Here is a 3,119-nt window from a genome sequence, read left to right as displayed (position 1 = left end):
TAAAAAATTTAAAAAATCAATTATTGGAAAAATTGGAAAAAGCAGAACAAATCGAAGCTTTAACCAAGTTAGAAGTTGAGTATTTAGGCCGTAACGGTTTATTTAATACTTTATTTAAAGATTTAAAAAAATTTGATGCAACGTTATTAGAAAAAAAAACCTTAGGACAGAAAATTAATTTTTATAAACATGACATTGAAACTATTATCCAAAAGAAAAAACTTTTATGTGAAAAGTTATTATTAGAATCAAAAATTAAAAAAGAAGAAATAGATATTACATTACCCTCTTTACAATTTCCTAAAGGTTATTTACATCCTTTGAATCAAACAATAGAAAAAATTGAAAATTTTTTTTTGGGATTAGGTTATTTTATTTGTAATGATACAGAATTAGTCAGTGATTTGTATAATTTTGAAATGTTGAATATGGATAAAGATCATCCAGCAAGAGATATGCAAGATTCTTTTTATTTGGATGAACAAAATCTTTTGAGAACGCATACATCTTCTGCTCAAATTAAAGCCATGTTGAATCATAATAAACATTCTTCTAGTAGGGTACCTTTGAAAATGATTTCTTCGGGAAAAGTTTATCGTCGAGACAGAGATAATGAGACACATAGCCATCAATTTACTCAGTTAGAAGGATTTGTTGTTGATTATAAAATTAGTTTAATAGATTTAAAAAATATTATTATTTCTTTAATAAATTATTTGTTTGGTTCAGAACAAAAATTAAGGTTTCGTCCTTCTTATTTTCCTTTTACAAAACCTAGTTTAGAAGTCGATTTATTTTTTGAAGATAAAAAAGAAAATCAAAAGTATTATTTAGAAATTATGGGTGCTGGTTTAATTCATCCACAAGTTTTAATTAACGGAGGTTTTAATCCTCGAACACATAATGGATTCGCTTTTGGTTTAGGAATTGAGCGTATTACAATGTTGCTATATGGTATTAAAGATATTAGAAATTTTTATAACAATGATCTGCGTTTTTTGAACCAGTTTACTAATTCCCAAACATATTAGAAATAAAATAACGCGTTATAAAAAAGGATAAGATATAAAAATATGATAATTCAAGAATATATTTTAAAAAAATACCTTTTTCCTCTGATGTATAATTTAGTTGAGTTGGAATCATTAATTAATAGTCATATGGCGGAAGTTGAATGTATCACTTCTTTAAATCAAAGCACACATTTAATTATAGGTCAAATCAATCAAATCAAAAAAATTCCTCATTTCGATAAATTATCTTTAGTACAAGTCAATATAGGTGAACAAGTATTATCTATCGTTTGTGGAGCTAATAATTTACAATTAAGACAAAAAGTTGTAATAGCTCCAAACGGAGCTTATTTAGAATCTATGAAAACAAAAATTATTAAAAAACATATCGCAGGTGTGGAGTCTAATGGTATGATTTGTTCAGCTAAAGAATTAGGTTTAAATGCTTTAGCGTTAACAACCAAAGAAGAAGAAGGTATTTTGGTTTTAGAAGAAGATGCTCCTATAGGTAAATGTGTTTTAGAATATTTAGGTTTGAAAGGTTTTATTTTAGAATTATCATTAACACCGGAACGAGCAGATTATTTATCTCATGTAGGATTCGCGCAAGATTTGAAAGCTATTTCACAAGAACCATCTTTGGAATTTAAGTTACCTTCAATACCAATACTTAATCTTACGACTCTTCCTAATCCTTTTAAAATTGTAATATTAGATTTGCATTGTTTTGAGTATCATATTGGTTATTTGAAAAATATTCAAGTTAAAAGTTCTCCTATTTGGTTACGTAATATTTTGGCACTTCATAATATTAAACCCGTGAATAATATAATAGATATTTTAAATTTAGTTTTAATTGAATATGGTATTCCTTTAGATGTTTTTGATGCAATTACTTTTTCGCATGATCAATTTCAAATTAAAAATGTATCTTTAAAGAAGCAACAACTAAAATTAACAGATGAACAAATTCTTGTATTACAACCAGAAGATTTGATTGTTACGAATCAAAATAATATTGTTGCTGTTGCAGGTATAGCGGAAAATCCTCGATATTCATTGAAAGAAAATACTTGTAATGTTATTGTAACAGCATCTTTTTTTCATTCTAAAAATATATCGAAAACAAGTAAACGTTTAAATATTCAAAATGAAAAAATTTTACGTTTCAGTCGCGGTATTGATCGGACTTTAATTTTACCATCTTTGCAAAGAGCTATTTCTCTTATACAAAAATTATGTCCCAATGTTGAAGTTTATAATGTGATATCGGAACAATCAAAAATATATCAAAATCCTCAAATTGATTTATCTTTAGATTTCATTTGTTCTAAAATAGGTATCGTGATTAATACACACCAAATTATAGAAGTTTTAACTAAATTGGATTATTGTGTAAAACAATTAGATGATAAAAATTTGCAAGTGATCGCTCCATTAAGAAGATATGATGTCAAAATACCTGAAGATGTCATTGCAGATTTAGTACGTATTTATGGTTATCAACAAATCCCAATTTTTTCTAAAAAAAACCAAATACTACCTAGTTTAAGAACTAAAAAACAATCTTTAATATATAATTTAAAACATTTTTTGGCTAATATAGGTTTGCATGAAATTATTACTTATAGTTTAATTAGTGAAAAAAATTTACGTTTATTTTCTGATAAAGATAATGATGGATTGCGTATCTTAAATCCTATTTCACAGGAACATAACATTTTACGAACTCATTTAAGTGGTAGTTTAATTGAAACATTACGTTATAATCAAAAGTATAATAATTTAGATAATGCTTTGTTTGAACTATCAACTGTTTATGATAGTCAACAAAAAGAAGAAGTACATTTATCTCTAGGATTAAGTGGCACTTTTATTAAGTCAGGTTGGTTTAAACAAAATATTGACAGTTCTTTTTTCTTATTAAAAAGTTTTTTAACACGTATTGAAGAATTTTTAGGAGTATATTTTGAATTAATTAAAACAACGGATTTTCAACAACTCCATCCAGGGCAACAAGCTCATATTTATTTAAATAATCAATGTATTGGTTTTATGGGTCAAACGCATCCTTCTTTAAATAATGAATATCATTTAACCTCATGT

At 26.0% G+C, this 3,119-nt stretch carries 2 protein-coding genes; both read left to right on the top strand.

Annotated elements, in window-relative coordinates:
- Positions 1–1,031, top strand: a 1,031-nt coding sequence (pheS, locus tag AlmWB_RS00725; RefSeq protein WP_239682422.1) for a phenylalanine--tRNA ligase subunit alpha, incomplete at its 5' end; no start/stop codon positions are given.
- A 42-nt stretch (positions 1,032–1,073) separates the two neighbouring features.
- Positions 1,074–3,119: phenylalanine--tRNA ligase subunit beta (pheT, locus tag AlmWB_RS00720; protein WP_050337140.1), on the top strand; the 2,046-nt coding region annotated here is incomplete at its 3' end.

Origin of the sequence: Candidatus Phytoplasma phoenicium, from assembly GCF_001189415.1 — a bacterium.
GTDB classification, from domain to species: Bacteria; Bacillota_I; Bacilli_A; order Acholeplasmatales; family Acholeplasmataceae; genus Phytoplasma; species Phytoplasma phoenicium.
Note: the sequence above shows the minus strand (reverse complement) of the source record. Positions and strands in the feature narration are given on the sequence as shown.